The following is a 25430-nucleotide window of genomic DNA, read 5'->3' as shown; positions in this document are numbered from 1 at the left end:
CGCGGATCGGCCGATGGGGGAGGGCGTGCGCATCCGGTTTGACAAGCTCGGCGTGGTTATCGCGGCGATATCAGCCTATGCGGCTTTTGCGGCACCATTCGCCACGTTCCGCGCCAATCGCATCGTACCCGGCGAGGTGCGCTCGATCCTCGAATCTTTGCCTGCGGCGGTCGGTCCGCTATTGATGGCGATTGTTGTCGCAGCGGCGCTCATTGCATTGCTGAAAACGCCGCTTGCTCTGCGCCTCGCCGCCAGTGTGGTTGCACTTGCGGCGCTGGCGCTGCTGATCGGCGTTGCCGGCAGCTTCCTGACGCCCGCCGGCAACACCTTCGCCCGTATCTCGCCGGCTTCGGGCTTCTGGCTGTTTATCTTCGCCTTCACGCTTCTGCTCGCCGACGTGCTTACAAGGCTGAACCTGTCGCCGCAGGCACGGGTCGGCGTGCTTGTTGTCGCCGCAGCGGCGATCGGCCTGCTGCTGGTCTCGGGGAGCTGGAACAGCCTGTCGATCCTCAAGGAATATTTCAATCGCGCCGATAGTTTTTGGGCGGAAGGCTCCAAGCACGTGACGCTGGCGCTGGGTTCGCTGGCGGCAGCAGTGATTATCGGCCTGCCGCTCGGCATCCTCTGCCACCGCGTCGAGAAATTGCGGGCCGGCGTGCTCAACGTGCTGAACATCATTCAGACCATTCCTTCGATCGCGCTGTTCGGCCTCTTGATCGCACCGCTCGGCTGGGTCGCTTCGCATGTGCCGGGTGCTGCCGCGCTCGGCATTCGCGGCATCGGCACGGCGCCGGCTTTCGTCGCCCTGTTCCTCTATTCACTGCTGCCGGTGGTGGCCAACACCGTGGTCGGCCTTGCCGGTGTGCCGCGTGCCGCCAACGACGCAGCGCGCGGCATGGGCATGACCGACCGCCAGCGGCTGTTCGGCGTCGAGTTTCCGCTGGCTTTCCCGGTGATCCTCACCGGCATTCGCATCGTGCTGGTGCAGAATATCGGCCTCGCCACCATTGCCGCGCTGATCGGCGGCGGCGGCTTTGGCGTATTCGTATTCCAGGGGGTCGGCCAGACGGCGATGGACCTGGTGCTGCTCGGTGCCGTGCCGACGGTGGCGCTGGCCTTTGCCGCCGCCATCATCCTCGATGCAGTGATCGAAATGAGCGCCAGCAAGCGCAGGGTTTAAACGGCATGATCGAGATCGAAGGCATCACCAAGCGCTACGGCGAGACGACAGTGGTCGACGACGTGTCGATAGTAATCGATCCGCGCAGCATCGCCGTCATCGTCGGCACCTCCGGCTCCGGCAAGACGACGCTGCTTCGCATGATCAACCGGCTGGTCGAGCCGACATCGGGCGTGATCAAGCTCGACGGCGTCGACAACCGCTCGGTGCCTGATTATGAGCTGCGTCGCAGCATCGGCTATGCCATCCAGGGCCACGGTCTGTTTCCGCATCGCACGGTGGCACAGAACATCGCCACTGTGCCGGTATTGCTCGGCTGGGACGCCAACCGCATCAAAGCCCGCGTCGACGAGCTGATGACGCTATATCAGCTCGACCCGCAAGCCTACGGGCCACGCTATCCGCATGAGCTTTCCGGCGGCCAGCAGCAGCGCGTCGGCGTCGCCCGGGCGCTTGCCGCGGAACCCAACGTGCTGTTGATGGATGAGCCGTTCGGCGCGCTCGATCCAATCATCCGCAACAAGGCGCAGGAGGATCTGCTGGCGATCCAGAAGCGCTTCGGCACCACCATCATCCTAGTCACCCATGACATGGAAGAGGCCGTTCACATGGGCGACAAGATCGCGGTGATGGACGGCGGCAAAGTAGTGCAATATGCCGCGCCGGCCGAGATACTGGCGAAACCGGCCAGCGCGTTTGTCGAGACCCTGGTTGGCGCCAGCGAAAAACCGTTCCGGCTGTTATCGCTTGGCCGGGTGCGCGACGCGGTGGAAAAAGGCACGGCCGAAGGCGAGGCGATCCCCGGTGATGCCAGCCAACGCGACGCGTTGGCCGAACTCCTGTGGTCGGGCCGCCCGGCACTGCCGGTGAAAGATACTGATGGCAAATCGCTTGGCCGCATCACTGTGGATGGACTGGTTAAACGCGCGGCGAGGCCGGCATGAAAGCCTGGCTTCCATCACTGCTCAGGCTTGCCCTGGTGGTGCTGCTTATTGCCTTCGTCACCAATCCCGGCTGGTTCGAACCGCTGCTGAAGCCGCTGACAGAGAACAACGCGCCGGTAATCTACAATCAGGGCAGCCTTTTGACGTTGACGCTGCTGCATCTGCAGACCGTCCTGATCGCAACGGTTGCCGCGACGATCGTTGCGGTCGCGCTCGCCATTCTGGTCACCAGGCCAGCCGGCGCCGAATTCCTGCCGCTGTCGCGCAGCCTGGTCAATATCGGCCAGACCTTTCCGCCGGTGGCGGTGCTGGCGCTTGCCGTGCCGGCCGTCGGCTTCGGCGAAAAGCCGACGCTGATTGCGTTGTTTCTCTATGGCCTGCTGCCGATCTTCGAGAACGCGCTGACCGGCCTGACGACGCTGCCGGCCAATGTCGTCGAGGCGGCGCGTGGCGCCGGCATGACCGGCTGGCAAAGGCTGGTCAAGGTCGAACTGCCGCTCAGCGCGCCGATCATCCTCGGCGGTATCCGGCTGTCGGTGGTGATCAGCCTCGCCACCGCGACCATCGGCTCGACAGTGGCGGCGAGGACATTGGGCGAGGTGATCATCGCCGGCCTGCTGTCGAACAACCTCGCCTTCATCCTGCAGGGCGGCCTGATCGTCGCCGCCCTTGCCGTGCTGATCTATGACGGGCTGTCGGCGATCGAGCGCTACACGGGCCGGCGCATGGGGCGCGAGGTGGAGTAGCCCCTCGGGGCAAAGTTCGCTTCTTTCAACGGCCACTCGAACGCGCCGGATGATCGAGCGTCAGTTCAAGCGTGGTGCGCGTCTCGCTGGCGATCCAGCGGCGGCGGATGATGGCGAAATCGTGCTGTGTGCCGGCTCTAACCACAGAGACTAAGTCGCCCACCGCGCAATAGCTGTCGAGATCGAGGGTTTCGAGAATCGCGGCAATGTCTTGCTTCCCGGCATAATGTCTCGCGACAGTCGTGAGCACTATGATCACTGGTCCCCCCGATGCGCGATCTTCGGGACTCGGCGATTGATGAGTGCGATGCCCCGATCTTTCAGCAGGAGTTCTTGCCATGACCGCGCGTTTCTCCAAGATCGTCATGTGTTTGTGTCTGGCGGCTTTCGCCTTCCTTGTCGCCTTCGGCAACATCACCGATTACGGCTCAAACTTCGCCTTTGTCCAGCATGTGCTGAGCATGGACACGACCTTTCCCGGCGACGCCCTGATGTACCGCTCGATCACCAACCCGTCGCTGTGGACGGCGGGCTACTGGCTGATCATCATTGGCGAGGCGCTGACCTGCTTGCTCTACCTAGTCGCCGCCTGGCGACTCTGGCAGGCGCGCAACGCCAGCGGACAGGCATTCAACGATGCCAAGAAGTTCGCCATCATAGCCGCCACCATGGGTTTCCTCGTTTGGTATTTCGGCTTCATGGTCGTTGGCGGCGAGTGGTTTGCCATGTGGCAGTCTTCGACATGGAATGGTCAGGAGGCGGCGTTCAAATTCTACATGACAATGCTGGTGGTGCTGATCTTCGTCGTCCAGCCGGACGGCGACCCGCGCAAAGTTTGACGGCCGTTCGCCGATTTCAATCGATCTAATCGGATGGCAGTGTCGACAGGCGCGCTGCCGTCCAGCCTTTTGGATGAAACCCGGGATCTTTTGAGCGAAAACCGGACAAAAACCGAACAATATCTTGACGTTCCGAGCCCTGTTTCGCATAAGCCGCTGCGAAGGGACGGATTCCGGTTGCGGAAAATTCGTCCCCTGTCTCAACGGCCCGGGGAGGGGTTCTTTTGGGCCACCAATCGAGGAAAATTCGGCAATGACCATACTTTCAGCTGTCATCGCCTGCGGTCTGCTTTCAGTCCTTTACGCCATCTGGGCGACACGTTCGGTCCTCGCGGCCGATCAGGGCAATGCACGCATGCAGGAAATTTCCGCGGCCATCCGCGAAGGCGCGCAAGCCTATCTGGCGCGTCAGTACACCACCATCGCCATCGTCGGCGTCGTGGTCCTGCTGCTCGCCTGGTGGCTGCTTTCGATCACCGCCGCCATCGGCTTCCTGATCGGCGCCGTTCTATCGGGCGCCGCTGGCTTCATCGGTATGCACGTCTCGGTGCGCGCCAATGTGCGCACCGCGCAGGCGGCGTCCAACAGCCTCGCTGCCGGCCTCGAGATCGCCTTCAAGTCGGGCGCCATCACTGGCATGCTGGTTGCTGGCCTGGCCCTGCTTGGCGTATCGATCTATTACCTGATCCTCACCCAGTTCATGGGCCTTCAGCCCGATGACCGTGTCGTCATCGACTCGTTGGTTTCGCTTGGCTTCGGCGCCTCGCTGATTTCGATCTTCGCTCGTCTCGGCGGCGGCATCTTCACCAAGGGCGCCGACGTCGGCGGCGATCTCGTCGGCAAGGTTGAAGCCGGCATTCCCGAAGACGATCCACGCAATCCGGCCACCATCGCCGACAATGTCGGCGACAATGTCGGCGATTGCGCCGGCATGGCCGCCGATCTGTTCGAGACCTATGCGGTGACCGTGGTCGCCACCATGGTCCTTGCCGCCATCTTTTTCGGTGGCACCGCCGTTCTCGGCGCGACCATGCTCTATCCGCTGGCCATCTGCGGCGCCTGCATTCTCACCTCGATCGCCGGCACCTTCTTCGTCAAGCTCGGTTCCAGCGGCTCGATCATGGGCGCTCTCTACAAGGGCCTGATCGTCACCGGCCTGCTGTCAATTGTCGGCCTTGCCGTCGCCACTTCGGCATGCATCGGCTGGGGTGAGATCGGCACCGTCGCCGGCATGGCCATCACCGGCACGAACCTGTTCATCTGCGGCCTGGTCGGCCTTGTGGTGACAGGCCTCATCGTGGTGATCACCGAATATTATACCGGCACCAACAAGCGTCCGGTGAACTCCATCGCCCAGGCCTCGGTCACCGGTCACGGCACCAACGTCATCCAGGGCCTGGCGGTCTCGCTCGAAGCGACGGCGTTGCCGGCGATCGTCATCGTCGGCGGCATCATCTCGACATACCAGCTCGCCGGCCTCTACGGCACGGCGATCGCGGTGACGACGATGCTTGGCCTCGCCGGCATGATCGTCGCGCTCGATGCCTTCGGCCCAGTCACCGACAATGCCGGCGGCATTGCCGAAATGGCCGGCCTGCCCAAGGAAGTGCGCCAGTCCACCGACGCGCTCGACGCTGTCGGCAACACCACCAAAGCGGTAACCAAGGGCTACGCCATCGGGTCGGCCGGCCTCGGCGCGCTGGTGCTGTTTGCGGCCTACTCTAACGACCTGAAGTTCTTTGCCGCCAATAGCGACAAATACCCCTACTTCCAGGGCATGGGCGACGTCTCCTTCGACCTCTCCAATCCTTATGTCGTCGCCGGCCTGATCTTCGGCGGCCTGATCCCGTATCTGTTCGGCGGCATCGCCATGACCGCCGTCGGCCGCGCCGCCGGTGCTATCGTCGAGGAGGTGCGCAAGCAGTTCCGCGAGGATCCGGGCATCATGGCCGGCACCTCGAAGCCGAACTATGCGCGCGCCGTCGACCTTCTGACCAAGGCAGCGATCCGGGAGATGATCGTTCCATCACTGCTGCCGGTGCTGGCGCCGCTGGTGGTCTATTTCGGTGTCCTCCTGATCTCCGGTTCGAAGGCATCCGCCTTTGCCGCGCTCGGCGCCTCGCTGCTCGGCGTCATCGTCAACGGCCTTTTCGTTGCCATCTCGATGACCTCCGGCGGCGGTGCCTGGGACAACGCCAAGAAGTCGTTCGAAGATGGTTTCGTCGACAAGGACGGCCTCAAGCACCTCAAGGGCTCCGAAGCACACAAGGCCTCTGTGACCGGCGACACGGTCGGCGATCCCTATAAGGATACTGCTGGGCCGGCGGTCAACCCGGCGATCAAGATCACGAACATCGTCGCGCTGCTGCTATTGGCCGTGCTCGCGCACGGCTAAGCTCGGTCGCCACGGCTCAAGACAAAAACCCGCGGGATCGCTCCCGCGGGTTTTCATTGCCTGAGATGTGCCGCCGCTTACAGGGAAGCGAAAAGAAAAGAAGCCGACACCGTCGAGTGGATCAGGTGCCGCCGAGCGTACTGCCGCCGCTGGCGCCCGGAACACCAGGCGTCAGCTTGCTGGCGCCACTGATGATCTGGCTGAGGAAGTTCTGGTCCTTGCCGCCGGTCGGCGTGGTGCGCGAGATGAAGTCAAACACCTTGCCGTCCTTCAGGCCGTAATTGGCGATCTGGGTGACGCGCCCGTCATCGCCAAAATAGACCGCCAGCACATGCTGGTCGACTAGCCGCGGCTTGTCGAAGGCGACATATCGCTTGCGCGTCTGCGAAATGTAATAAAAGGCCTCGTTGTCGAAGGTCGCCTTCGTCGAGGGAGTGCCGAGCGCCAGCAGCACCTGTTCGCGGCTCGAGCCGACCGGCACCAGGTCGATCGCCTGCTGGTCGATGACGTAGCCCTGCGTCAGCGTCTCGCTCGGATTGAGATCGCCGATCATCTTGGACGAATTGCAGGCGGAAAGCGCCGCAGCGATCACCAGCAGCGAAACCGCACCGGCGGGCCTAGGCAGGAAAGTCGACTTGAATTTCAGCGCGCGCAACTACAACTCCATAAGCTGGCCGCAACTTGCGCTGGGCCGCAAAACCGGTAAACCAGCTTGCTTGCCGATGCAACAAGGCCACTTCAACAAACGGTCCCGGGAGACCACCCTCAAATGTTCCAGCGCCTCTTTGGCCGCGAACGTCACGCCAACCGCGCCATCACCGAGGCGCTTTACGCACAAATCGTGGCGGCGGCGCGGCAACCGGTGTTTTATTCCGCCTGGAACGTGCCGGACACGCCGCTCGGCCGCTTCGAGATGCTGTCGTTGCACATGTTCCTGTTCCAGCACCGGTTGCGCGGCGAGGGCGGTGCTGCGGCAGAGGTTGCGCAGGTGCTGATCGACGAGTTCTTCATGGATGTCGAACATTCGTTGCGGGAATTGGGCATTGGCGACGTCGGCGTGCCGAAGCGAATGCGGAAACTGGCGAAGATGTTCTATGGCCGTACCGCCGCCTATGACGATGCGCTGAAACGAAATGACCATGATGCGCTTGCCGCCGCCCTTTCCCGCAATGTCAGGCCGGATGCCGGCGCCTGGCCGCAAGCGTCGCAACTGGCACTCTATGCCGCCGATGCATCAAGGCAACTCACGCAACAGCCGACCGAATCGATCGTTTCCGGCACGGTGGCATTTCCAGTGGCCAACTCTGAGCGAAGGCAGGCCGAATGAAGGCGGCGAAGTGGAGGCGAAGATGAAACATCCTGATACCCACAGCCCAGTGTCATTCCTGGCAAATGTCGCCCGGATGCCGCAAAAAGGGCTGCCGGTGGTGATCGATGCCGACGCCGGGCAGCGCGCCATACTGGCCGTCGAGCATGAGTTGCTTTCGGTCGAGAACTATCGCGCCGAACTTCTGATCGAGCCGTGGAAGCGCAATGGGGTGAAAGTCAGCGGCCATGTCGAGGCCGATATAACGCAGGCCTGCATCGTCACTCTCGACCCGGTCGAGGCGCATATCGACGAGCCGGTCGAGGCGCTGTTCCTGCCGGAACAATCCAAGCTCGGGCGGCAAGGTTTCGACGGTGGCGGTGAGATCCTGCTCGACGCCGAAGGGCCGGACAGCCCGGAAACCTTTTCCGGCGACGCGATCGACGTCGGGGCGCTTGCCGAACAGTTCTTTGGCTTGGCGATCGATCCCTATCCGCGCAAGCCGGGTGTGTCGCTGGAGGCCGCCGGCGATGCCGAGCCTGTGGAGAATGAATTCCAGCAAAAGCTCAGATCACTGCTGGGAAAATCCTGATGGCTGACCCAATTTGAGAAAAGTTGGTTGTGCGGCAGCCCAAAACCGTTATTTTCCGAACCTTCGCGAGCCCCGTACCTTGGCAAGCCCGCTGGCCAAGCAACCGTGAGATGAACACCGCGTGATCAGGATTTCCATCGATGCCATGGGCGGCGATCACGGGCCAAGCGTGGTCATCCCGGCGCTCATGACTGTCGCCACCCGCCGTCCGGACATACGCTTCGTCATCTATGGGCGCGAAGAAGCGGTAAGGCCTGAACTCGCCAAATTCCCCAAGCTAGCGGAGGTGAGCGAGTTCATCCACTGCGAGATCGCAGTCCGGATGGACGACAAGCCGAGCCAGGCACTGCGCCATGGCCGCTGGAAGTCATCGATGTGGAAAGCCGTCGAAGCGGTCAAGGCAGGCACGGCGGACGCCTGCATCTCGGCTGGCAATACCGGCGCACTGATGGCGATGTCCAGATTCTGCCTTCGCACCATGGCGACCATCGACCGCCCGGCGATTGCGGCGCTCTGGCCGACATTGCGCGGCGAAAGCGTGGTGCTGGACGTCGGCGCAACCATCGGTGCGGATGCGCATCAACTGGTTGATTTTGCCATTCTGGGTACCGGCATGGCGCGCTCGGTTTTCGGCATCGAACGGCCGAGCGTCGGCCTGCTCAATGTCGGCGTCGAGGAGATCAAGGGTCAGGAGGAGGTCAAGGAAGCAGGCCGTATGCTGCGCGAGGCCAACATGGCCTCGATGAACTACCATGGCTTTGTCGAGGGTGACGACATCGGCAAGGGCAGTGTCGACGTCGTCGTTACCGAAGGATTTGCCGGCAATATCGCGCTCAAGACGGCGGAAGGCACGGTCAGGCAGATCGCCGGCTACCTGCGCGCCGCGATGAACCGGACACTGATGGCCAGGATCGGCTATATCTTCGCCAAGACCGCCTTCGATCGCCTGCGCGAGAAGATGGATGTCGGCCGCTCCAATGGCGGCGTCTTCCTGGGATTGAACGGCATCGTGGTGAAAAGCCATGGCGGGGCTGATTCGGATGGCTTCGCTGCGGCGATCGAGCTCGGCTACGACATGGTGCGCAACAATCTGCTTGACCGCATCGAGGCCGATCTCGACCTGTTCCATGCCCGCAATCCGAATGCCCAGACAATCCGGAAATCCGACGTCGTCATCGGCGCAAAGGAATAGGAAAGAGCATTGATCAGATCAGTCGTGCGCGGCACGGGCGCCGCGCTGCCCCGCCGCATTATGAAGAATGCCGATTTTGAAGGCATGGTCGAGACCTCGGACGAATGGATCGTCCAGCGTACCGGTATTCGCCAGCGCCACATTGCGGCCGACGACGAGACGACGGCCTCTCTGGGTGAGGCGGCAGCGCGCGCAGCCCTCGACAGCGCCGGCCTGACGGCTGACGACATCGACCTGATCGTGTTGGCGACCTCGACGCCCAACAACACCTTTCCCGCGACCGCAGTCGAGATCCAGAACCGGCTCGGCATGCACCACGGTTTTGCCTTCGACCTGCAGGCGGTCTGCTCGGGTTTTGTCTATGCGGTGACGACCGCCGACCTCTATATCCGCGGCGGCTTGGCCAGACGGGTGCTGGTGATCGGCTCGGAAACGTTTTCGCGCATTCTCGACTGGAACGACCGCTCGACCTGCGTTTTGTTCGGCGACGGCGCCGGCGCGATAGTGCTGGAAGCAGGCACGGGGGCAGGCGGCATCGCCGACCGAGGCGTTCTGGCGGCCAGCCTGCGCTCCGACGGCATCCACAAGGACAAGCTTTTTGTCGACGGTGGGCCGTCGACTACCGGAACGGTCGGGCACCTCAGGATGGAAGGCCGCGAAGTGTTCAAGCATGCGGTCGGCATGATCACCGACGTCATCGAGGCGACGTTCGCACAGGCCGGCATCAGCGCCGCTGATCTCGACTGGTTCGTGCCGCATCAAGCCAATAAACGAATTATTGATGCTTCGGCCAAAAAGCTCGGGATAGAGGAGCGGAAGGTGGTGGTGACCGTCGATTTGCACGGTAACACATCGGCTGCTTCCGTGCCGCTGGCACTATCCGCGGCCGTCGCCGACGGCCGCATCAAAAAGGGTGACCTGGTGCTGCTTGAGGCGATGGGCGGCGGCTTCACCTGGGGCGCCGTCCTGCTGCGTTGGTAAGTGCCGAACTAACGGGTTCGGGTCCTTGACCTTGACGGATCAATTACTTAGGTTCTGCCGTTGCTTGTATCGATTTTATTTTTTGAGCTGATGGGACGGTTCGTATGGGGGGAAAGACACTTACGCGCGCCGACCTCGCCGAAGCCGTTTACCGCAAGGTTGGGCTGTCGCGTACTGAATCGGCCGAGCTTGTCGAGGCGGTGCTGAATGAGATCTGCGAGGCGATCGTTCGCGGTGAGACGGTGAAACTGTCGTCCTTCGCGACCTTCCATGTCCGTTCCAAGAACGAACGCATCGGGCGCAATCCCAAGACCGGTGAGGAAGTGCCGATCCTGCCGCGCCGGGTGATGACCTTCAAGTCATCGAACGTGCTGAAGAACCGCATCCTGCGCTCCCATCAAAACAGCAAGGCCAAGGGCAGCAAGTAGATTCCCGATCTCCCTTGCCGAGAATCCATGCTTCAGGCTTCGGTTGAAAAACGAAGCCTGCTTTTACGCCGGGCTTGAATATTGTTTCATAAACCGCTGAAATAAGATGCGATTCGGCAGGCCGGATCGGTATTTGGGTGTGATCCGCCCCGGTGGACGGAAAAGCTGCTCTCTTTGTTTTACCGTGATGTTGCCCAAAAACCGGTCCCCGCCTTTCGCGATCATGCTCTAGCGTGAGGATTCGCCCATGGACAAGAGCCCCGATGCTTTCCGCACCATCAGCGAGGTCGCGGAGGATCTGGATTTGCCGCAGCACGTGCTGCGCTTCTGGGAGACGCGTTTCAACCAGATCAAGCCGATGAAGCGCGGCGGCGGCCGCCGCTACTACCGGCCGCAGGACGTCGAGCTGATCAAGGGCATTCGCCACATGCTCTACGATCAGGGCTATACGATCAAGGGCGTACAGAAGCTGTTGCGCGAGAACGGCAACCAGTTTTTGATCGCCGTCGGCAATGGCGACATGGCGGCGGTCGAGGCGATCTCGCAGCGCCGGCAGGCTGACGCGGTACCGCTGACGCAAGCGGCGCAGCCGCGCGGCCCGGACGACGAGATGCTGGTCGGCCAACCGAGGGTGAAACCCAGCCGTCGTTTTTTCGGCATCGGCAAGACCGACGAGGAAGGCCCGGTTCCACCGGACACGTCAAAACTTTCCCGTGACAATCGCGCATTGCTGCAGGAGGCGCTGTTCGACCTGCTGGAATGCAAGCGCCTGCTCGATCAGGTTCGCTAGAGCCCGCCGGGACTGACCGGAACGGTCTTCAGGGTCATGCGTTAGGCTTCCTTCTGCAGATGAAGGAACCACGTCATGGCATCGCTTTCGAGCATCTCCGAGACCGATCTGAACAAGCAGGTCGCCGCCCTGACCAGGGAACTGGCCACTTTGAAGAAAGCCGTGTTGAAGCGGGGCGGCGCCTATTACGAAGACGGTCGCGATACCGCGTCGGACTATTATTCGGATATCGCCGAGCGTCTCGGCGACACCTTGCCGGCAATCAGAAGGCAAGGTCGGGCGATCGAGAAGACCGCCCGTGATCACCCGGCGACGGCGGCCGCTGTCGGGCTGGTTCTGGTCGGGCTGGTCGCCAGTCTCTTCCTCGGTGGCCGGCAGCAAAAAGCGCCGCGAGCGCGTTCAAGGTAGAGGAAATGCGGTGGTCAGCGGGACCGCCGCCATTTCGTCGACGCGGCAAACCCGGCAAGCTGGCCGCCCTTGATCAAAGACCAAGAACGCCTGCTTGCCGGCTGTCTGTCCCAAGGCGTTTTCAGTACTTCTTCGCCACGACCTTCTTGTGATGATGGCGATAGTGGTGGACGCGGTGATGGTAGTGATGGCGGTGATGCTTCTTGACGGTGGTGTGCATCGTCGCTGCACTCGCGCTGCTCGCGCCGATGATCGGCATCGAAAGGGCAAGTGCGATTGCAAGTCCAAGGGCGGAGAGAAGAGACTTCTTCATGACATCGTTTCCTTTTTGCGCAGGGCGAATTTGAGCGTCACCGATTCAGGTCGGTGACTCGAGCACTGCGGTCAGGACTATCGCCTTGGAGTTTTTCGGCAGTTTTTCCGGCCTGTAGAATTTTGTTTCCGAACTGTGTCTGCCGACGATCAAGCCAGATATGAGCGCGCCGGCATCCGCCATTCATTCCGGCGTCGGTTCACGATGCCGTGACGCTATCTTTGATGCTTGGCAAATCACCGGCGAGCGGGCATTCTCCCGATCGTCTCAGGCAACAACATGATTTGATCTAACTCTTTCATCCCACGGAGTTGCCAATGCCCCAAATAGCAAAACGCGAACCTTACTCCGAATTGGCGGCGAGCGCGGTTACGCCTGAACGCAGTGCCGTCCGAACCGCCCGGGAAGCCCGTGGATACAGCATCGAAGAGCTGTCCCTGGCGTGCGGGCTGGCAGCCTATGAGATTGCCGACATCGAAAGCGGCAAGGATGCCGATCCTTCGAAACGTCGGCGTATTGCCTCCGCGCTTCAGCTTCCGGAAAGCGCTCTGTTCGACGAAGCCGTGTTGCCTGCGAAAAGGCGGTCCGTGTCGTAGCGGCGTGCCATGCGTTTATTCGACGAGCTCGCCATGGGTTGCCCTGGCGAGCTTCGTTTTCCAGCCACGTAGCGGACTTGCCGGCCGCCACGGCGACGCGAGACGGAAATCGCCGGAGATGAGCCTCGAATCCGTTCGCGCTTTCTTCGTCGCCCACGCGCCCGAAATCGACGTCATCGTTACGCAAGCCAGCTCGGCGACGGTGCCTCTGGCTGCCGAAGCGCATGGCGTAGCGCCGGCGCAGATTGCCAAGACGATCTGCCTGCGCGCCGGCGACCAGACGATGCTGATCGTGGCCAGCGGCATCTCCAGGCTGGACAATCGCAAATTCAAGGACCGGTTCGGCGGCAAGGCGCGAATGCTGGATGCCGAGCAGGTGCTCGCCGCGACCGGTCATCCCGTCGGTGGGGTGTGCCCGTTCGGCCTACCGGCACCGCTCCCGGTGTACTGCGACGTCTCGCTGCGCGCCTTTGACGAGGTCGTCCCCGCCGCAGGCGCGACGAACGCCGCCGTCCGGCTCAGCCCGGAACGCATGGCCGAACTCGTCGACGCCGAGTGGGTGGATGTCTGCCAGTAGCCCTTTATCCGGGTCGTGGGATCCGGTGAGCGTTACCGCTAGTCGGTCTTCTGTGGCTCTTCTTTCTTGATCGTCTGAGCGTCCGCGGCTGTCGACATATCGGCCTTCTCGACGCTCGCTGTCCTCGTCTGCGTGTCGACCGATGCCTGGACCTTTGAATGCGCGGGGCAATCCGCAGAGGCAGCGGATATGGACAGGGTCAGTGCGGCGGCTGTTGCGAGGAATGTCTTCATGATCATTCTCCTCTTTCATTGGATATTCGTTGGGAAGATTAGCCCGTCTGGCACCGACCGCAAAATCACATTTGTTCACGCGCGCCCTTGCGTGCACGGAAGCCTACGCTGGACCAATAATTCAAATGGTTGCGCGGATAGCCGCTTGCCGTATCAAAACCCACTGCCTCCGGCCGGAGGATTTTTGGCGTAAAAAATCTCGCCGCTCAGAGCCAGTCTCAAATCTTCGGCGCTGAGCTGACCGCTTTCGAACAAATCCATCACCCTGCGGCCGAGCACTTCTCTGCCTGGATCGCCGTCAGCGAGGCCTAGTTCACGGCATCGGGCATCAAGTGCTTTGGCCAACATGGTCAGCTCGGCAGGACAGGTAGCTCCTTGAAGCGACATTGCATCTCTCCCGAAAAGGCCGAAAGGGCGTGTCATCTTCGAAGCGTCCGCTCGCCCTTACAACTGCGGACGACGGCAATTCAACTAGAGCCAACCTTTTTCGAACTCAACATTCGAACGTATTAAAAACGCCGCCCGCGCTCCAATGGGAGGATCCTGCTACAATACGGTATGGCCGTCCGTATAGCGGTTGTCCTAATGCTTCTTTTCGCCTTCGCCTACGGTTTCGCAAAACTCGTGGAACATTATGGCAGCGTTGGCGACAGGCCCTCTCCGTGTGAAGAATTGCCCTATCCTGATTGTCCTGACCCAAAAGCTCCTCCCCGGGAAGAAACTAAGCCTTGAGCAGGTGCTTGTTTGTAGGCGGCCTCATGGCCATGGCACCGGAGTTCGCCCACCGCCAGCGGAACAACAAGTCTTTCGGCTCGTTTAGGTAAGTAGCCCCGCACGGAAGCATCAAGCACCGTAGCGGAAGGTTGCCTCGCTGGAGGATTGCTATATGGGAAAGCAACTTTTATCTGCTGCGACAGGAATCTTTCTTTTCGTAGGTATCGGAACCGCCGCTGCTCAGGACGTCATCATTCAGCCTGAGCAAGACACGGTGATCCGGGAGTATGTAAAGAAGAAGCCGGTAGCATCCCTGAGCCTTCCCGGTGTTGAGCTCAACATTGGCACCGCTCTGCCCGACACAGTCGAGCTTTACGAAGTGCCGGACGTTCAGTACCGCTATGTAGTCGTCGAGGGACGAACCGTCCTGGTTGATCCAGGTACCCGCAAAATTGTTAAGATCTACGATTGATTTTCTGCCTGAAGCCCGCCGTGCCGAAAAAGCGGCGGGCTTGTTTGCGTTCAGCCGCCAATCGCGGTAGCGGACGATGCGCTCGCGTCCTCACGGAAACCGGCGGGGTGAGCTGCCACGTTTCGTTCCCAGGCCGCCAGGATCCAGGTTGGGTTCTTCATGCTTGCTGCCATTGATCCTTCCGGCATTCCCGCAAGCAACGAGGGCCGGGCACGTTGCGCTTGCTCGACTTTCCTGACCCCGTCGCTGCCGCCCTGAAAAAGTTTCAGGCCAAGCCGGCCGCCGGCGTTGAACCAGTTCGTTCCAACCGCCGGTTGGTGGACGCGCTACCGCTCATGCGCCTAATGTCGACTTGATCCGCGCGCACCTGGCAAGCCCGCCCACCCGAGTCCCCCGCCTGGTGCAACAGCGCTTGATCGGCCCCGCCGTACTTCATGTGCGGCGGGTTTTTATTTGCTCGATGGAACAACCCGGCTGGCGCGACGGTTCATCTCAACGCAGCAAGTCCCTCCTCATAAGAATTGCTGCCAGATCGGGTTGCACCGATCTGCTCGCGTCCTTCTCCCGGAAGGCGCGAGCTTTTTGCATGCTGGTTTGGGCTATTCCACATTGACCTGGCGAGCGAAGCCCTTGGTCGAAATCGTGTTGCGCTGGCTGCAATGCGGCTATTCTGTATGGCCAGTTGGGGGAACTGGCTAAGCCTTTGGATTTAATGGTCGGAGTGGCCGGATTCGAACCGACGACCCCTTGACCCCCAGTCAAGTGCGCTACCGGGCTGCGCTACACTCCGGACCGGTCGCGATGTATCGTGATAGACTGGGTCCGGTCAACCGAATTCGGCTGCTGTCCGGCCTGAAGCAACAGCAACGGAGGTTGCGGGCGCCGCGCCGCCCGAAACTGCCACTGATGGCGGTATTCGAGCGCGATGGCGCCCCAGATCAGGCCGAGCAGCAGGTAGACATGGCGCCAGTGGTCGATGTCGATGAAGGTGCCGAGCCCGATATTGCCGATGAAGGCGACATAGGCGCATAGTAGATAAGGCTGCCAGGGCCGGTCGCGCAGCAGAATGCGGAAGCCGGCGGCGATCGTCCAGCACGTCAGCGTCAGGAACGACACGAAGCCGAGCCAGCCGTAATCCATCAGCATCTTCAACCAGATGTCGTGTGTGTCCTCGCCGAACATCTTGCCGAAGACGAGCGGGCCGATGCCGAACGGATGCTCCAGCGCCATCTGAAAGCCGATCGTGTAGCGGGCGAAGCGGCCGAGGCGGGCGGTGTCGTAGCTTTGTTCGAGTTGCGCGCGATTCGAGAACATCTCCGCCACGCCCGGCAGTTGCAGGATGACGATCATCGCAATGACCAGCAGTCCGACGGCGGCGATGGTCATGACGACAACGCGCAGCCGGAATTTGCCGCTGGCACTCTGCAGGAACAAGGCCCCGGTCAGCAGGATCGCCGAAACTGCGAACATGCCCCAGGCGCCGCGCGAAAAGGAAAAGAAGATGCCGGCGGTGATGATCAGCAGCGGCACCGCCAATAGAGGCATGCGCACGATCGAGCCGGTAAGCAGCAGATAGAGCAGGTAGATGCCCGGCAGCACCAGGAACGGCCCGAACACGTTCGGGTCCTGGAAGGCGCCGGCGGCACGGTCGTATTTGGTGAAGATCTCCGCTCCTGGAAAGGCATGGAAATAGCCGGCTATGCCGACCAGCGAAGTCAGCACTGCCGACACGACATAAGCGACGAAGATCACGCGGTAGAGACTGGGCTGGACGGCCGTTACGGAAGCGAAGAAAACCGCGGTGAGGGTCAGGAACAGCGAGACGGCGAGATAGAGCGGCGTGCCGGCGAGGTCCGACATCTGCGTCATCGAGATCATTCCGCCGATGTTCATGATTACCGGCAGCACCAGAAGTGGCACCGCCGCGCGCTGGATGCGCAGGCCGAACAAGGGCCACACCACGATCAGCCCGATCATATAGAGGTCGTATGGCGCCGGCTCGGCAATGACGAAACCGGACAGGAAGACGCCGAGGAAAACTGCCCCTGACGCAATCAGCGCAATGAGCTTGGCGTTGACCGCCGCCGCCGGCAATTCGTAGGCCGTCGCGCTCAATACGCATTTTCCGTGTTGAGCAGGCGGATCGGCGTCAGGAACAGGATTCTCAGGTCGAACAACAGCGACCAGTTCTCGATGTAATAGAGGTCGTATTCCGTGCGCATGCGGATCTTCTCGTTGGTGTCCATCTCGCCGCGCCAGCCATTGATCTGAGCCCAGCCGGTCACGCCGGGCTTGACCTTGTGTCGGGCGAAATAGCCGTCGACCACCTCATTGTAGAGAAGGTTGTGCGACTGCGCGGCAATGGCGTGCGGGCGCGGCCCGACCAGCGACAGTGAACCGAACAGCGAATTGAAGAACTGCGGCAATTCGTCGATCGAGGTCTTGCGGATGAAGCGGCCGACGCGGGTGACGCGCGGATCGTTCTTGGTCACGGTCTGCTTCGCCGTCGGGTCCGCCTTGTCGGTGTACATCGAACGGAACTTATAGACGTCGATGATTTCGTTGTTGAAGCCGTGCCGCTTCTGGTGGAACAGCACCGGGCCCTTGCTGTCGAGTTTGATCGCGATCGCGGTCGCCAGCATCACCGGCGAGAACACGATGATGCCGATGATCGAAAAGACGATGTCAAAGGCGCGTTTCGCGACCGAATCCCAGTCGTTGATAGGCTTGTCGAAGATATCGAGCATCGGCACCGAGCCGATGTAGGAATAGGCGCGCGGCCTGAACTGCAGCGCATTCGAATGCGCCGACAGCCGGATGTCGACCGGCAGCACCCACAGCTTCTTCAACAGTTGCAGCACGCGCGATTCGGCGGTCAGCGGCAGCGAAACGATCAGCATGTCGATGCGTGCGATGCGGGCAAATTCAATGAGCTCGGAAATCGTGCCGAGCTTGGGATAGCCGGCGACAACCGGCGGCGAACGCTTGTCACCACGATCGTCGAAGATGCCGCAGATGCGGATGTCGTTGTAGGGCTGCTTTTCGACCGAGCGGATCAGCACCTCCGCCGCCTTGCCGCCGCCGACGATGACGGCGCGGCGCTCCATCCGCCCGTCGCGCGCCCAGCGCCGGATCAGCTTCGACATCACCAGCCGGAGACCCAGGATCAGCACGAAGCCAATAACGAACCACGTGCCGAAGAGCAGGCGCGAATAGTCTTCCGACATTTTCATGGTGAAGGCGGTGAGCGCCATCAAGGCGAAGGTTCCAGCCCAGACCAGCAGGAGGCGGCCGAAATTGGCGATCGGCCGCATCAGCGCGACGATCTGGTAGCAGTCGGTGACGTCGAGCAAAACGACCGCGAGGAACGAGGTGGCGGCGATCGTCAGCGAGTATTGCCAGGCAAGATAGCTGAAAAAGCCGACATAGTAGAAATAGACGGCAAGACCCGACACCAACAGCAGCGCGAATTCCGCCATGCGCAGGACGCCGCTGACCATGATCGGCGACATCGTATCGCGCCGGTATTGCGAGGCGACCTGGCGGGCAACGTCGTTCATGCCGCCGGCCGTGTTGTTCTCGGCAGGGGCGTCGAATTTGCGCACCGCGTCTAGCGAAAAACGGCGCGCGGGGTCGATTTCGTTCATGGGGCGTCCGTAGGTTTCCCTCAGGTGAATAGCAAAAGAGAGCTAAGAAACCCTTGAAACAACAGATGGCTTTGGAGACGCTTTCACCGGGGGCCTTTTGCAGCCGAGTGGATATCAGTTGCTCTACTGTTTGAGCGCGGCGAAATAGGCCTTTTCGATTTCGGCGGCCATTACATCCGCGCCGAACCGTGCCTTGAGGTCGGCGGCACCGGGCATCAGGCCTTTGTAGGCGTCGAGATCGGCCAGAGCGGCGCTTATCTTGTCGCCAAGTTCGCGCGGGTCGGGCCGGATCAGGGCAGGGGAGCCGGTGTCGAAGATTTCCGGTATGCCCCCGACCGACGTCGCGATTAGCGGCTTGCCGGCGGCAAGCGTTTCCAGAACGATATAAGGCATGGCTTCCGCGCGCGAGGGAACGACGACCAGCTTGGCCAGCGTGAAGGCGAGCCTGGCTGGCATCGGCGGCAGGAAGCTGACCTCGAGGCCGAGCTGATCTACCTTGGCGCGATAGCGCGGCAGGTCGTCGCCGTCGCCGACCATCAGCGCTTTCAATGGGCGACCGAGCCGTGTTGCGGCTCGCCCCAGCGCATCGATGAAGATGTCCGGGCCCTTGAGGTCGCGCATCATGCCGATATAGAGGAGGTCGACGGCATTGTGCTCGGTCTGCACCGGCTCGAACTCGGCGGCGCGCAGGCCGTTGTGTACGAGAGCGTTCGGAATGGGCGGCTCGCCGACCTTCCTGCGATAAGTCCGCCGCTCATAATCGGAAACAAATAGCAGGCAATCGGTGAAGCGAGCCATGAAGCGTTCGAGCGCGAAGAACAGCTTCCCCATCGCCGTGGTTTCGTCATAGTGCAGTGAGCCGCCATGCGGCGAATAAAGGCGGGCTACGCGAGACCTGGATACCCGCAACAATGAGCCGAACAGACGGGCATAGGCGCCACCTTTGGCGCCATGCCCGTGCAGCACGTCCGGCCGCAATTCTTTTATGATCCTATAGGTGCGTCGGGCCGAAGCGAGATCGCCTGGCCCGACATGCCGCTGCATCGGTGTGCGATGAATGCCGAGCGCCAGGCTGCCTTTCATCTGTTCGAACAGCCGTTCCTCGAAATCGCCGCCAGTCGTCGAATCGCAGACGATGCCGACGGCATGGCCGGCGGCGACCTGAGCCTCGGTCAGGTCGCGCACATGCCGGAAGATGCCTCCGACGGGTGAGCGAAAGCAGTGGACGATCCTGAGTGTGTCCGCCACTTGGTCAGCACATCAAAACAGGCGTTCGCGAACATAGACTGTGTCGCCGGGCAACAGCGGGTCGGAGGTCACCACGCGTCCGGTTATAACCTTGCCGTTGATGTCGCGGGTAATGTCGACGCTTTCCTGGTTGGCGCGTGGCGTGAAGCCGCCGGCGATGGCGATGGCTTTCTGCACGGTCAGGCCCGGAACGTAGGAATATTGGCCCGCCGCGCCCACTTCACCCATGACGAAGATCGGCCGGTAGCGATCGATTTCGACCGAAACGTCAGGATCGCGCAAATAGCCCTGGCGCAGTTTCTCGGCGATCTCGCCCTCGAGTTGCTGGGCGGTGTGGCCGCGCGCCGGCACGTTGCCGACGAGCGGCAGCGAGAGATAGCCGGATTGGTCGACGCTGTAGGTGTTGGTCAATCCTTCCTGCTCGAACACGGTGACGCGGACGCGGTCGCCGGCACCGAGGCGATAGGGCTGGTCGAGCACTTCATGGAAGGCGGCCGGCGTCGGCCGGTAGCTTGAGCAGCCCGAAAGCATCGATACGGCAAGCAGCGCGCGGAAAAGGGGAGCAGTGCTTTTCATGAGCGGACACGTACCTTTGAATAGCCGGCGACTCTGCGGCAAACCTTAACGATCGAGCTCGGTTATCATCCTGTTAGGGTTAATGGCCGGTAAAGGCGCGCGGCCGATGCGGGCCCGATCGACAAATGCAGATGGTTTTCAGCCTCTTGTTTGCGGCTTGTTAGCAGAGCCTAACAGGTGCTTACCGCGTTATTAACGGCTGAGTTACCATAGTTGTTTATGGTGCATGCTGACTCAGTACCGGAGCAGGGATGCATGTCCGTTCAATCCGCGGCCGCAGATGTCGACGTCGATCTCAGGCAGCTTTTCGCCAGCCTGGCGCGAAACTGGCTGCGCATCCTTGTCGTCGCGCTGGCTGTAACCGGCCTGGCCTTTGCGCTCGCCTGGCTTGCAACGCCCGAATACAAGGCGGCAGCCAAGCTGGAGATCGGGCCTCGAGAATCGGAGTTCACGCGGCCAGCCGGTGCCAACGGCAACGAGCGGTCGATTCCCGACGAAGAGGCTGTGGCCACCGAGGTCCAGATCATTTCGTCCCCTGACATCCTCAAACAGGTGGCGGCGAAGCTCAACCTCGCGAAATTGCCCGAATTCGACGAGGCGCTGAAGATGTCGGCGCTGAGCCGCACCCTTGTCCTCGTTGGCTTGAAAAGCGATCCCTTCGAGATTCCGCTGGAAGAGCGCGTGCTGGACGCAATGCATGACAAGCTCAACGTCTATGGCGTTGAAAAAACCCGCGCGATCGCTATCGAGTTCTCGTCAGAGGATCCACAGCTTGCCGCCGCAATCCCGAACGCCATCGCAAACGCCTATATCGCCTCCAAGGGCAACGCCAAGCTCGAATCGAATTCCGCCGCCACCGACTTTCTGGCGCCGGAAATCGCGGACCTGCAGAACCGGGTGAAGGAGGCGGAGGCCAAGGTTGCCGCATTCCGTGCGCAGTCCGATCTTTTGATGGGCGGCAACAATTCGGTGCTTGCCACCCAGCAGCTGTCCGAATTGTCGAGCGAACTGTCACGGGTACGCGCCAACCGCGCTTCGGCGGAAGCGACCGCCGACAGTGTGCGCAGGGCGTTGCGCAATGGCGGCTCGCTGGATGCCGTTCCAGAGGTGTTGTCTTCCGACCTGATCCAGCGCCTGCGCGAGCGGCAAGTCGAACTCAAGAACAACATCGCCGACCTTTCCACCACCTTGCTCGACAATCATCCGCGCATCCGTGCGCTGAAGTCGCAGCTCGCCGATCTCGACCACCAGATCCGCAACGAAGCGGAAAAGATCATGAAGGGTCTGATGGCGCAGGCCGAGACGGCGAAGGCACGAGAGGCTCAACTCGTGGCCGACGTCAACACCCTGAAGGCGGCGTCCGCCCGCGCCGGCGAAGAGCAGGTGGAACTCGATGCCCTGCAGCGCGATGCCGCGACCAAGCGCCAGCAACTCGATCTCTACTCGTCCAGCTATCTCCAGGCGGCCGCACGCAAGGATCGTAACTACCTGCCTGTCGACGCTCGCCTATTTTCGGAGGCCCGGGCGCCGACCGAACCCTATTTCCCCAAGATTGGTCCGATTGTCGGTGCGGCCTTTGTCGGCTCGTTGCTCCTCATGGCGATCGTCACGTTGCTGCAGGAACTGTTTTCCGGCCGCGCCATGCGTCCGGCCGCCGGTGCCCATTTCGAACGCATCGAGCAGGTTGCGATGCCGGCTGTCCAGGCCGAACGCGTAGTGGCCGAGCCCGGCCCGCCGGTTGCCCGGCCCGAACCGGCAGTCGCCGTGATCGACCGGCTCGGTGAGTCCGACAACAGTGTCACTGAAACCAAACTGGAGCCGGAACCCGTCGCGGTGGCGGAAGCGGCTGCCGAGAAAATCGAACCGGAGTACTCTGAGATGGCTGCTGCAGACATTGAACCGGCACGTTCCACCCTCGGTGAGGTCGACATCGACAAGGCCGCGGAAAAACTGATCGCCACCGGTGCCGCCCGCGCCATATTCGTGTCGCCGGAAGGCGATGAGGCGGCTGCCTCGGCGGTGCTGGTGGCGCGCGCAGTCTCTGACGCCGGGCTACGCGTGCTGCTGCTTGATCTCACCGCTTCGGGTGCTGCCTCGCGGCCGATGCTGGACAGCGGGCTGTTTCCGGGCATCACCGATCTGCTCGCCTCGCAAGCGCAGTTCAGCGATGTGATCCACCCCGATCTCTATTCGGACTGCCACGTGATTCCCGTCGGCACAGCCGATCCGGTCCGTGCCATGCGCGCCGCCGACCGGCTGCCGATCATCATGCAGTCGCTGACCACCGCCTATGACCTGGTCGTTGTCGAATGCGGGCCAGCGGACGCGCAAGGCATCAGCCGCCTAGTGGGCGAGGGCACCGAGGTGCTGCTCTCCATGCTGGAGCCGGACGACGAGGTGACGCAAGCCGCAGTCGCGCTCATCGAGAGCGGCTATCCCGACCTGACGCTGGTCACGCCAATCGGCCATGTGGCGCCGGGGCCAATGCCGGGGCGGCGCTCGGCCGCCTGAGGCAGTTTTCTCAAATCGAAATCAGCTGTCGTCTTCGCCTGCGGCCGGTGCTGTCTGTCCCACAGCCTTGCGGCGCAGCAGCTTGGTCAGCTTCCAGACCATTGGGCTGTGCTTGATGAATGCTTTCAGGCTTGCGCCGTGCCTGAGCGCAAGCGCCAGCGCGCGGCCCTTCAGCGTCAGCGGAACCAGCACCTCGAAATGCTGCGTTTCGACATCGCACCACAATCGCTTATAGGGTTCGTCGCCGACTGAGAAATCATAGATTTCAAAACCCGTCTCGCAGGCTTCCTGGATGTTCTCGAAGAACAGGAAGTCGCCGGGGCTGGTGTGTGCGAGGTCGTCCTCGGCGATCGCCCCGAATTCGCAGATCAGCCGCTTGCCCGAGCGGCTCGACCCGGTGACCGCACGAAGCTTGCCGGCGACTTCCAGCCCATGCAGCACGAAGCACGGGTTTTCCTCTTGAAGCGCTTCGGCAAACAGCGAGCGGAAAAAAGCGCGCACCTCCGCTTCACCGAAAACATTGACGATGCCCATCTTGCGGAAGCGGAATTCCTTCATCTCGAAAAAGGCGTCGAGCAGCCTGTTCACCTCGTCCGCAGTCCTCGCCTCGATGCGACGATAGCTGCCGACGGCCTCGAACTTGCGCGCCTGCGAGCGATGCTTCTTGCGCCTGCGCTTGCCGCTCACGCGGGTGAGCAGTGCATCAAACCCTCCGACAAGACCGGCGGCCAGCGACAGATTTGGGCTCGAAAAATGCGGCAAGGCGGAGAGCGGGTTGGCAACGCCGTCGAGATCAGGCAGCAGCCGCTCTAGCGCGACAAGATCGATGTCGCGCCGCGCCTTGGCAATCGCGGCCAGCATCGAACGGATCGCCGCGATATCGGCATTCGCCAGCCATTGCAGGTCGGCAGCGGCAAAATTGCCGTTGGCATGGCGCCCGCCCATGAAGCGCGCAACGCGGAATGCTCCGCTGCGGGTGACCTCCAGCGCCAGCGAGAAAACCGGCCTGTCGTCGGCGCGCAGCGTCGCAACGACAACGTCGGCGCCGGTATGTGCGGCCCAGTTCAGGATCCAGCCTGCGCTCTGCGCCGGGGCAAAAAGCGCCGAACGGCAGAATTCGGCGTACGCCGCCAGCGCCGCACTATCGGCAACCGAGGTCGACAGGCCGGCTTTGCCGGCCGGCAAGGCACACGGCGACGCCTCGCTGCTTGCCAGCCGATTGCCGTCAAATGACGCGGTGGCGTCAACCATACCTCAATCCTTAGGGCGTATTCGTCGCGATTGGGGGTCCGCGCAGGCGCATTCCATGCTTGATGAGCTTAGGCGCAAAAGGTGAATGAATGATCGACGGGGGCGAGGCAATCCGCAAACTGGCGCTCAATCTCGCCCGCTATTCCGGTCTTGCGCCGCTGGCCAAGCCGTTCATCGGCGGCCTTGGCGCCATCCTGATGCTGCATCGGGTCACCGCGACGCCGGAAAAGCCGAACGGCGTCAACCGCCACTTGAACATCGCGCCTGGGTTCCTCGACATCGTGATCGCCGACATGAAGGCGAACGGCTACACGTTCGTTACTCTGGACGAGGCAATCGAGCGCATCAAGGCTGGCGACAAGGACGGCCAGTTCGCGACGATCACCGCCGACGACGCCTATCGAGACAACATGACCGAGGCGCTGCCCGTGCTGGAGAAGCACGGCGCGCCGATCACCATCTACGTCGCGCCGGGACTGATTGATGGCGCTGCCGATTTGTGGTGGGACGTGGTCGAGGACATCGTCAATGCGCGCGATCGCCTGACGCTGACGACGCCGGACGGCCCGGTGACGATCGATTGCTCGAACCCAGGAAAAAAGGTCCAGGCCAATGCGCGCCTGCACGCTCATCTGACGCTGAAGGTGCGCGAGCAGGACCAGCGTGCGGTATTGCGCGATCTGGCGCGTTCGAACGGCATCGAGTTGGGCGGTTCGCGCCCGAACACGCTGATGAACTGGGACGAGCTCCGCACCATGGCCGCGCGCCCGCTGGTGACGATCGGAGCGCATAGCGTCAATCATTGCAATCTGAAGCGGCTTTCCGAGAGCGACGCGCGGCATGAGATCGGCGACGTCAAGCGCATATTGCAGGCCGAACTCGGCGAGGAGCCGCGCCATTTCGCCTATCCCTACGGTTATGCCAGCGCCGTCGGCCGTCGCGAAGTGGGCCTTGTCCGCGATGCCGGCTATGCCTCGGCCGTGACGACCCGCCACGGCATACTCCGCGCCGAGCATGCCGGGTTCCTGCATGCCCTGCCGCGCATTTCGGTCAATGGCCGCTATCAGAGCGTCGCCCACATCCGAACAATGTTGTCGGGCGTGACGACGCCGCTGGCCAATGCCGGCAAGACGGTGGTGACGATCTAACTGTTGCCTCGGCCCTTCGGCCGCGGCTCCAGGATCAGCCATTTGATGATGCCCATCGCCGGCAGCACCCACAAAAGCCCGCTCAGCAGGAAGAAGATGAAGTGCGCCAGCGGCCCGGACTGTGACAATTGGGCGACTGCCACGATCGAGGCGACCATCGCATAGACGACGACCAGCAGTACCAGCAGGAAGCTTCCGATCAGCTTTTTCAGGCGAATGGGCATAACGCGATCTCGTTGATCGCTATCGCTTAAGCCGAACAGCCAATACGCGCAACCCGCCAGAAACGGCGCGACGGCGTGCCGCGCTGTCCGGTCTTGCAAGCCGGGTTGCGATGGTTCAC

General features: G+C 61.9%; 28 protein-coding genes and 1 tRNA gene. 17 read left to right on the top strand and 12 right to left on the bottom strand.

Annotated features, from left to right (window positions below; translation table 11 throughout):
• Positions 1-13 precede the first annotated feature (13 nt).
• Genes NKH37_RS20135 through NKH37_RS20125 form a run of 3 tightly spaced genes read left to right on the top strand, consistent with a single transcriptional unit; the run spans position 14 to position 2870 of the window.
• The gene (locus NKH37_RS20135; RefSeq protein WP_353005525.1) at positions 14-1180 is read left to right on the top strand and encodes an ABC transporter permease; all 1167 of its coding nucleotides are present in this window, start codon (positions 14-16) and stop codon (positions 1178-1180) included.
• A gap of 5 nt (positions 1181-1185) precedes the next feature.
• The gene (locus tag NKH37_RS20130) at positions 1186-2124 is read left to right on the top strand and encodes an ABC transporter ATP-binding protein (protein ID WP_353005524.1); all 939 of its coding nucleotides are present in this window, start codon (positions 1186-1188) and stop codon (positions 2122-2124) included.
• Positions 2121-2870 carry an ABC transporter permease gene (locus NKH37_RS20125; RefSeq protein ID WP_352481227.1) on the top strand — a complete coding sequence of 250 codons (750 nt, stop codon included), beginning with the start codon at positions 2121-2123 and terminating at the stop codon, positions 2868-2870. The genes NKH37_RS20130 and NKH37_RS20125 overlap by 4 nt, the downstream gene beginning before the upstream one ends.
• 25 nt (positions 2871-2895) lie before the next feature.
• Here the strand turns inward: NKH37_RS20125 and NKH37_RS20120 are convergent, their stop codons facing one another.
• Positions 2896-3129 carry a hypothetical protein gene (locus NKH37_RS20120; protein ID WP_353005523.1) on the bottom strand — a complete coding sequence of 78 codons (234 nt, stop codon included), beginning with the start codon at positions 3127-3129 and terminating at the stop codon, positions 2896-2898.
• A 79-nt stretch (positions 3130-3208) separates the two neighbouring features.
• Between NKH37_RS20120 and NKH37_RS20115 the strand changes: the two genes are divergently transcribed.
• Both NKH37_RS20115 and NKH37_RS20110 read left to right on the top strand, forming a co-directional pair.
• Positions 3209-3709 carry a DUF2165 family protein gene (locus NKH37_RS20115; RefSeq protein WP_353005522.1) on the top strand — a complete coding sequence of 167 codons (501 nt, stop codon included), beginning with the start codon at positions 3209-3211 and terminating at the stop codon, positions 3707-3709.
• 253 nt (positions 3710-3962) lie between these two features.
• A complete protein-coding gene (locus NKH37_RS20110) occupies positions 3963-6104 on the top strand; it encodes a sodium-translocating pyrophosphatase (RefSeq protein WP_023717286.1) in 2142 nt (713 codons plus the stop codon).
• Positions 6105-6225: 121 nt separating this feature from the next.
• Here the strand turns inward: NKH37_RS20110 and NKH37_RS20105 are convergent, their stop codons facing one another.
• The gene (locus NKH37_RS20105) at positions 6226-6759 is read right to left on the bottom strand and encodes an outer membrane protein assembly factor BamE (protein ID WP_023717287.1); all 534 of its coding nucleotides are present in this window, start codon (positions 6757-6759) and stop codon (positions 6226-6228) included.
• Between the two features lie 114 nt (positions 6760-6873).
• Between NKH37_RS20105 and NKH37_RS20100 the strand changes: the two genes are divergently transcribed.
• The 7 genes from NKH37_RS20100 to NKH37_RS20070 all read left to right on the top strand — a co-directional run bounded on the left by NKH37_RS20100 (position 6874) and on the right by NKH37_RS20070 (position 11801).
• Complete coding sequence (locus tag NKH37_RS20100) at positions 6874-7431, top strand: ubiquinol-cytochrome C chaperone family protein (protein WP_023717288.1); 558 nt, start codon at positions 6874-6876, stop codon at positions 7429-7431.
• A 22-nt stretch (positions 7432-7453) separates the two neighbouring features.
• Positions 7454-8002 carry a YceD family protein gene (locus tag NKH37_RS20095; RefSeq protein WP_023717289.1) on the top strand — a complete coding sequence of 183 codons (549 nt, stop codon included), beginning with the start codon at positions 7454-7456 and terminating at the stop codon, positions 8000-8002.
• A gap of 121 nt (positions 8003-8123) precedes the next feature.
• The gene (gene plsX / locus NKH37_RS20090; RefSeq protein ID WP_353041299.1) at positions 8124-9194 is read left to right on the top strand and encodes a phosphate acyltransferase PlsX; all 1071 of its coding nucleotides are present in this window, start codon (positions 8124-8126) and stop codon (positions 9192-9194) included.
• A 9-nt stretch (positions 9195-9203) separates the two neighbouring features.
• Positions 9204-10175, top strand: a complete 972-nt coding sequence (locus NKH37_RS20085) for a beta-ketoacyl-ACP synthase III (RefSeq protein ID WP_023717291.1) — start codon at positions 9204-9206, stop codon at positions 10173-10175.
• Between the two features lie 104 nt (positions 10176-10279).
• Positions 10280-10603: an integration host factor subunit alpha gene (locus NKH37_RS20080; protein ID WP_023717292.1), complete on the top strand. Its 324-nt coding sequence runs from the start codon at positions 10280-10282 to the stop codon at positions 10601-10603.
• A gap of 247 nt (positions 10604-10850) precedes the next feature.
• Positions 10851-11393: a MerR family transcriptional regulator gene (locus NKH37_RS20075; RefSeq protein WP_023717293.1), complete on the top strand. Its 543-nt coding sequence runs from the start codon at positions 10851-10853 to the stop codon at positions 11391-11393.
• 75 nt (positions 11394-11468) lie between these two features.
• Positions 11469-11801: a hypothetical protein gene (locus tag NKH37_RS20070; protein ID WP_352815971.1), complete on the top strand. Its 333-nt coding sequence runs from the start codon at positions 11469-11471 to the stop codon at positions 11799-11801.
• Between the two features lie 121 nt (positions 11802-11922).
• Here NKH37_RS20070 and NKH37_RS20065 read toward each other — a convergent pair whose 3' ends face one another.
• The gene (locus tag NKH37_RS20065) at positions 11923-12114 is read right to left on the bottom strand and encodes a hypothetical protein (protein ID WP_023717295.1); all 192 of its coding nucleotides are present in this window, start codon (positions 12112-12114) and stop codon (positions 11923-11925) included.
• A gap of 317 nt (positions 12115-12431) precedes the next feature.
• On the opposite strand from NKH37_RS20065, the gene NKH37_RS20060 reads away from it, so the two are divergent.
• Together NKH37_RS20060 and NKH37_RS20055 are read left to right on the top strand one after the other, a co-directional pair.
• A complete protein-coding gene (locus NKH37_RS20060) occupies positions 12432-12710 on the top strand; it encodes a helix-turn-helix domain-containing protein (protein ID WP_023674515.1) in 279 nt (92 codons plus the stop codon).
• A 118-nt stretch (positions 12711-12828) separates the two neighbouring features.
• On the top strand, positions 12829-13287 hold the full coding sequence (locus NKH37_RS20055) for a YbaK/EbsC family protein (protein ID WP_353005521.1): 459 nt from the start codon (positions 12829-12831) through the stop codon (positions 13285-13287).
• Positions 13288-13325: 38 nt separating this feature from the next.
• Here the strand turns inward: NKH37_RS20055 and NKH37_RS20050 are convergent, their stop codons facing one another.
• Positions 13326-13520: a hypothetical protein gene (locus NKH37_RS20050; protein WP_353005519.1), complete on the bottom strand. Its 195-nt coding sequence runs from the start codon at positions 13518-13520 to the stop codon at positions 13326-13328.
• 153 nt (positions 13521-13673) lie between these two features.
• The gene (locus NKH37_RS20045; RefSeq protein WP_031193496.1) at positions 13674-13907 is read right to left on the bottom strand and encodes a hypothetical protein; all 234 of its coding nucleotides are present in this window, start codon (positions 13905-13907) and stop codon (positions 13674-13676) included.
• A 499-nt stretch (positions 13908-14406) separates the two neighbouring features.
• Between NKH37_RS20045 and NKH37_RS20040 the strand changes: the two genes are divergently transcribed.
• Positions 14407-14706, top strand: a complete 300-nt coding sequence (locus NKH37_RS20040) for a DUF1236 domain-containing protein (RefSeq protein ID WP_023717301.1) — start codon at positions 14407-14409, stop codon at positions 14704-14706.
• Positions 14707-15419: 713 nt separating this feature from the next.
• On the opposite strand, the gene NKH37_RS20035 is transcribed toward NKH37_RS20040, so the two are convergent.
• From NKH37_RS20035 to NKH37_RS20015, 5 genes are all read right to left on the bottom strand, one after another.
• Positions 15420-15496: transfer RNA gene (locus NKH37_RS20035), tRNA-Pro, on the bottom strand.
• A complete protein-coding gene (locus NKH37_RS20030) occupies positions 15487-16821 on the bottom strand; it encodes an O-antigen ligase family protein (protein ID WP_353005518.1) in 1335 nt (444 codons plus the stop codon). Before NKH37_RS20030 ends, NKH37_RS20035 begins: the two co-directional genes overlap by 10 nt.
• Entirely contained in the window at positions 16818-18353 is a 1536-nt protein-coding gene (locus tag NKH37_RS20025; RefSeq protein ID WP_352481219.1) for an undecaprenyl-phosphate glucose phosphotransferase, read from the bottom strand. The genes NKH37_RS20030 and NKH37_RS20025 overlap by 4 nt, the downstream gene beginning before the upstream one ends.
• Positions 18354-18476: 123 nt before the next feature.
• On the bottom strand, positions 18477-19601 hold the full coding sequence (locus NKH37_RS20020; RefSeq protein ID WP_352640066.1) for a glycosyltransferase family 4 protein: 1125 nt from the start codon (positions 19599-19601) through the stop codon (positions 18477-18479).
• Between the two features lie 12 nt (positions 19602-19613).
• Entirely contained in the window at positions 19614-20177 is a 564-nt protein-coding gene (locus tag NKH37_RS20015) for a polysaccharide biosynthesis/export family protein (RefSeq protein WP_023717305.1), read from the bottom strand.
• Between the two features lie 255 nt (positions 20178-20432).
• Here NKH37_RS20015 and NKH37_RS20010 point away from each other — a divergent pair, with 255 nt between their 5' ends.
• Entirely contained in the window at positions 20433-22688 is a 2256-nt protein-coding gene (locus tag NKH37_RS20010; protein ID WP_353005517.1) for a GumC family protein, read from the top strand.
• 21 nt (positions 22689-22709) lie between these two features.
• On the opposite strand, the gene NKH37_RS20005 is transcribed toward NKH37_RS20010, so the two are convergent.
• On the bottom strand, positions 22710-23939 hold the full coding sequence (locus NKH37_RS20005) for a GNAT family N-acetyltransferase (RefSeq protein WP_352481216.1): 1230 nt from the start codon (positions 23937-23939) through the stop codon (positions 22710-22712).
• A gap of 89 nt (positions 23940-24028) precedes the next feature.
• On the opposite strand from NKH37_RS20005, the gene NKH37_RS20000 reads away from it, so the two are divergent.
• A complete protein-coding gene (locus tag NKH37_RS20000; RefSeq protein ID WP_353005516.1) occupies positions 24029-25087 on the top strand; it encodes a polysaccharide deacetylase family protein in 1059 nt (352 codons plus the stop codon).
• Here NKH37_RS20000 and NKH37_RS19995 read toward each other — a convergent pair.
• On the bottom strand, positions 25084-25311 hold the full coding sequence (locus tag NKH37_RS19995) for a DUF2842 domain-containing protein (protein WP_023717309.1): 228 nt from the start codon (positions 25309-25311) through the stop codon (positions 25084-25086). The genes NKH37_RS20000 and NKH37_RS19995 overlap by 4 nt on opposite strands.
• Positions 25312-25430 lie beyond the last annotated feature (119 nt).

Source organism: Mesorhizobium sp. M1217, assembly GCF_040318275.1.
Lineage (GTDB): Bacteria > Pseudomonadota > Alphaproteobacteria > Rhizobiales > Rhizobiaceae > Mesorhizobium.
This window is presented reverse-complemented; position numbering and strand designations above follow the sequence as displayed.